This window comes from Cryobacterium sp. 10I1 (assembly GCF_035019805.1).
GTDB classification, from domain to species: domain Bacteria; phylum Actinomycetota; class Actinomycetes; order Actinomycetales; family Microbacteriaceae; genus Cryobacterium; species Cryobacterium glucosi.
In genome coordinates this window covers 1-5224 of record NZ_JASJVF010000229.1, presented here as the reverse complement: position 1 = coordinate 5224, position 5224 = coordinate 1, and the positions used below count along the sequence as shown (strand labels likewise).

Below are 5224 nucleotides of genomic sequence, written 5' to 3'. Positions count from 1 at the left end.
GTGCCGACGAGAGCGGGGTCTTTCACATCGGTTTCGTTCTTCACCACGGTGAAGTTCGACAGGGCGGCGCGGGCTTCGACTTCACGTTTGCCCGAGACGTCCGGCACGACGACGAGCGCGGCGTTGCTCGTGCGCACCGTCACGGCAGCGCCGCGGGCCGCGCTTGCTCCCCCACCGGGCTCGGTGTTCGCGACAACGCCGGCAGGCAGCTCGGAGTCGATGGTTCCGCCATTCACGAAGAGGAAGCCTGCGGATTCCAGGGTCGACTGCGCCTGGCTGAGGCTCTTGCCGCGAAGGTCAGGAATGGACACCTGGGCGGCGTTGATCACCGCGCCGGAGGCCGCGGGAAAGGCAACGCCGGGATACTTCGCATTCGCGACGCTCATCACGTCCGGCCACATCCGATGCCGTGCCGTCGCGGCCTGCTGGCCGTTGAAGGAGGTGGTGCGCTGATCTCTGTCGCCCGTGACGCTCATCACGCCGGCGACGGTGGCGACGGTCGTGCTCGCCCCGCTCATCCAGGTGTCCTTGTTGCCGTCTGTGGTCCCGGTCTTGCCGATCATCGGCGACTTCGGACTGGTCGCCTTGAACGAGGCGGATCCGGTTCCGCTCGCCATGACCTGCTGCATGGCATAGGTCATTCCGGCCGCGACGGTCGGGTCGACCGACTGGTGGCACGCCGACTGCGGCACGGGAAGTGCGGTTCCGTCGGAGCCGGTGATGTGGTCGATCACGATCGGGCTGCAGGTGGTGCCCTTGTTGGCGATGCCGGCGAAGGCGACCGCCATGCTCAGGGGCGCGACCTCGTTGGTGCCGAGCACCGCGGAGGCACCCTGCTCGAGCGGGGCGCCGTCGGCGCGCGTGACGTCGAAGGCCTCCGCGGTCTTGCGGATGCCGCACAGGTCGAGTTTCTTGGCCATGCCGATGAAGCCGGTGTTGATGGACCCGATCGTCGACTGCAGGGCGCTGTAGTTGGCGCCGGATTCGTTCGAGTCGTTCTTGGGGTTGTAGCCGGGGAAGCTCACGGTGCCGCCGGTCGCGCAGCTGTCGCGGAAGGTGCCCCAGTTGGCCTTGCGCCGGGAGTCGACCCGCTCGTTGAGCGAGTGGCCCTCGGTCAGCCACTCGGCGAGGGTGAACACCTTGTACGTCGATCCGGGCTGGAACCCGTGGGAACCGCCCTGGTCGACGTTGGTGTTGTAGTTGATCCCGGTCAGGTTCGACCCGGTGATCGGCACATCCGGGTCCTGGCTGTAGTCCTTGTTCTGCGTCATGGCGAGAACCTTGCCGGTGCCGACTCCGACGCTGACGATCACGCCACCGACGTCCCAGCCGGGGTAGGTGTCAGGAACGTTGGCCTTCATCGTGGCCTCGGCGGCCTGCTGCATGTCGAGGTCGAGGGTCGTGTAGACGTTGAACCCGCCGCGGCGGAAGTTGGCCATCCGGGTGGTGTCGTCGGCTCCGAAGGTCGGGTCGTTCTGCAGGGTATTCACGACGAGGTCGCAGAAGAAGGCACTGCCGCCGGCGGTCTGGCAGCCGGTCGAGGGCACGTGGATGCTGGGCTCGATGGCCGTGGCGATCGCGGCATCGTGGTCGGCCTGGTTGATCTTGCCGTACTTGAGCATCTGGTCGAGGATGTAGTCGCGGCGGTCCTTGTTCGCGGCGTAGCCGTTCGCGGCGCCGTTGGTCTCGCTGTCGGGCTGGTCGAGCTGGAACTTGACCGGGTTGTTCACGATCGCGACCAGGCTCGCGGCCTGCGGGAGCGTCAGCGTCGCCGCCGTCGAACCGAAGTAGTACTCCGCGGCGGACTCGATGCCGTAGACGGTGCCGCCGAAGCCGGTGATGTTCAGGTACTGGCGGAGGATGTCGTCCTTCGCGTACTTCTTCTCCACGCCGATCGCGAGGCGCATCTCCTTGAGCTTGCGATCAGGAGTCTTGGCGATCGCGGCGTCATAACAGTCCGACTTCTTCTGCGTATCCGTGAGCACTTCGCACTTCTGCACGAGCACGTTCTTCACGTACTGCTGGGTGATCGAAGACCCACCGCGAACATCACCGGTGGCGACAGTCGTGACGATCCCGGTCACTGTGCCCTGCAGGTCGATGCCGCCGTGGTCGTAGAACCGGGGGTCTTCACCGGAGGTCGCGGCGTCCTTGACGAACTGGTTGATCGCATCCGAGGCGACCTCGACACGGTTCTGGTCGTAGAACGAGGCCATGAGGTAGGGGGCGCCGGTGCTCGTGGTCGCGTAGATGTTGCTCTTCTGCGAGAGCTGGTCGATCTTCAGGTAATCGGGCAGGTTCTCGAAAACAGTGATCGCGTTTGTCGCAGCAAGGCCGGAGAGGCCCAGGGCGGGAGTAACCGCGGCCGCCACGAGAACACCGGCAACGACACTCATCCCGACAAAACCCAGCAATCCGCCGACCGCTTCAAAATTCCGCCTGGTATTTGGTTTTCCGTACACGTATCCCCCAATTTTATGCCCGGCCATGCGGCAAATTCGCTGCCGCACTGGCTCCCCCGGGACCAATCTATCCCGAAGATGCCGCACGCCGGGGTTCATTTCGAAGGCGACCGACGCAGCTAGGTTTATCGAGAGGGAGATCTATGCCAGCCGATACCAGCACGGAGCGCGTCAGCGCGTCTCGAGGGACGAGCCGATTCGGCCGATGGCCGAACTGGACCCTCGGGCTGATTGTGGCTGCCTTCGCTGTCGCCACGATCTTCGGTACCGCAGGCGACGTGAGTTCGCTCGTACTCGGATTCTTCGCGTTGTGGATTCCCGTCGTCGTGTGCTGGATTGCGATCGGCCGGACACGGTCCCGGCGCAGGGACCTGCACCTGATGACCGCCGCCGTGACGGTCCTGGCGGCCGGAGACACGTTCTTCGCACTGGCGACGACCGGAGGCGAATCCCTGCCGCGTCCGTCCTGGGCGGATGTCGGCTTCCTCGGCTTCTACCCGCTCATGTTCGCGGCACTCGTCGTTCTCGCGAGGCGCACAATCCGGGGTCTCGCGTCTCCGATCGTCCTGGACAGCGCCGTCGGGTCTCTCGGTGCGGCCGCCCTGTTGGCCGTGCTGCTCGATCCGATCCTCAAGGCGGCCCTCGCGACCCCGGGATCGTTCGCCACGACCGTCGCATTTGCGTATCCGCTCGGAGATGTCCTGCTGGTGGCCTTCTTCGTCGGGATTGCAGCCTCCCACGGCACCTCCATCGGCCCGGGCTGGACCCTCCTTGTTCTCGGTCTCGCTGTCTTCACGGCCGCCGACATCATCAGCGTGTCCCTGCACCTGAACGGCCTCTACGTCATCGGCAGCCCCCTCGACATCGGCTGGCCACTGAGCCTCGCCCTGATCGCGTCTTCGGTCGACAGGGAGGCCCGCCTCGGCTCGCACCCTCGCCAGTCGACGTGGGCGATCCCCGAACAGACGGTTCCCGCGATCGCCACGGCCGCGGGTCTCCTGGTCCTGATCATGGGAACCCAGCTGAAGATCTCTCCGCTCGCCGTCGTCCTGGCGGCCCTGACCCTCACCGTGGCGGCACTGCCCCTGATCTTTCGCCAGCGCATCCGTATTGCGGATGCGCATCGCCAGGCGCGGACCGATGAGCTCACGGGGCTGCCCAACCGCCGCGCCCTCTACGCCGATGTGCCCGCCCGGCTGGCCGCGAATCCGCACCGGACGAGCGCGCTCCTCCTTCTCGACCTCGACAAGTTCAAGGAGGTCAACGACAGTCTCGGTCACGATGTCGGTGACCTGCTCCTGTTCCAGGTCGCCGGCCGGATTTCCGGTCAGCTGCGCACCGAGGATCTCTTCGCGCGCGTAGGCGGCGACGAGTTCGTGATCTTTCTCGACGGTTCGGATTCGGTCAGGGCGGAAGCGGTGGCCTGGAAGCTGCGCGCGACCCTGGCCCAGCCGTTCATCCTCGCGGGCATCTCGGTTCAGGCCAGCGCCAGTATCGGGATCGCCGGGTACCCCGACCAGGGCGAGGACCTGACCATGCTGCTCCGCAAGGCGGACATGGCGATGTACACGGCGAAGGCGACCCACAGCGGCCACCACGTCTACCGGGGCACCGACGACAATCACGGGGAGGATCGGCTGCACCTGCTCGAGGAGTTGCGCTTCGCGCTCGTCGATGACCAGCTGGTGCTGCACTACCAGCCCAAGATCGACCTCAAAACCGGGGACGTCTGCGGGGTCGAGGCCCTGGTCCGCTGGAACCACCCGACGAGGGGTTTGTTGCAACCCGACGATTTCCTCGATCTCGTCGAGGAGTCAGGGCTGATGCATGCGATGACCGAGATCGTGCTGCGTGAGGCCCTTGACCAGGCCGCAACCTGGTCTGGCCAGGGCCGGACGCTGACGATGGCGGTCAACATGTCCCCGAGTTCCCTGATCGACACGGTGCTGCCCGAACGGATCAGCGCGATGCTGTCGTCGCGTGGCCTGTCCCCCACAGTGCTGGTCCTCGAGATCACCGAAGATTTCCTCCTCTCCGACCGGGAACGCGCGCGCAGCATCCTCACCCGGTTGCAGGCGACGGGAATTCGGATCTCCATCGATGACTTCGGGACCGGGTACAGCTCCCTGGCGTACCTGCGTGACCTGCCGATCGACGAGCTCAAACTCGACAAGTCCTTCATCATCCCGATGAAGGACGATCCTCGCGCAACGGCCCTCGTCGTCTCGACCATCGACATGGCACACAGCCTCGGCCTGCGCATGGTGGCCGAGGGCGTGGAGGACGCTACGGCATACTCGGAGCTCATCGGCTTCGGCTGCGATGTCGCTCAGGGGTTTCTGATGTCCCACCCTGTGCCTGCGGCCGAGCTGGAAGACTGGTTCGCCGCGAGAGCGTTGGATGGAAGCGCTCTGGGCCACATATCAGGCTGAGTGGTTCGCTCACGGAAGGGCGCCGGCGTCGTCGACCTGCAGAACACCCGTCTCCATGATGACGGGGAGGCGAGCGGTCTGAGCGCGCAGGTAGCCGGCGAAACCCCCGGGCGTGCGTCCGACGAGTCGCCCACTCGTACGAACCGGGATGCGTGCCGTGCGGATCTCGCACACCCGCAGCCTCCGCAGTGCCGCGACGAGTGCAATGTCCTCGTCGGCGTCGATACCGGGGAATTCCCCGGCAGCGAGGTACCGGTCTGCCCGCACACCGAGATTGGCCCCGTGCACGTGCGGATGTCCCTCGACGAGCCACTGCTCTGCCGCCCAGCG

The 5224-nt window shown here is 65.8% G+C and carries 2 protein-coding genes and 1 pseudogene; 1 reads left to right on the top strand and 2 read right to left on the bottom strand.

The window, feature by feature from the left end; all coding sequences use genetic code 11:
• A partial coding sequence (locus QN345_RS15285) for a transglycosylase domain-containing protein (protein WP_323508825.1) occupies window positions 1-2396 on the bottom strand: 2396 nt, incomplete at its 3' end.
• Window positions 2397-2605: 209 nt separating this feature from the next.
• Between QN345_RS15285 and QN345_RS15280 the strand changes: the two genes are divergently transcribed.
• A complete protein-coding gene (locus tag QN345_RS15280) occupies window positions 2606-4894 on the top strand; it encodes a putative bifunctional diguanylate cyclase/phosphodiesterase (protein ID WP_323508824.1) in 2289 nt (762 codons plus the stop codon).
• A gap of 9 nt (window positions 4895-4903) precedes the next feature.
• Here QN345_RS15280 and QN345_RS15275 read toward each other — a convergent pair.
• Window positions 4904-5224, bottom strand: a pseudogene (locus tag QN345_RS15275) (hypothetical protein); the annotation flags it as partial.

Excerpts from the sequence above, each read along its gene's own strand:
- QN345_RS15280 (WP_323508824.1), top strand. The coding sequence starts at position 2,606 with ATGCCAGCCGATACCAGCACGGAGCGCGTCAGCGCGTCTCGAGGGACG.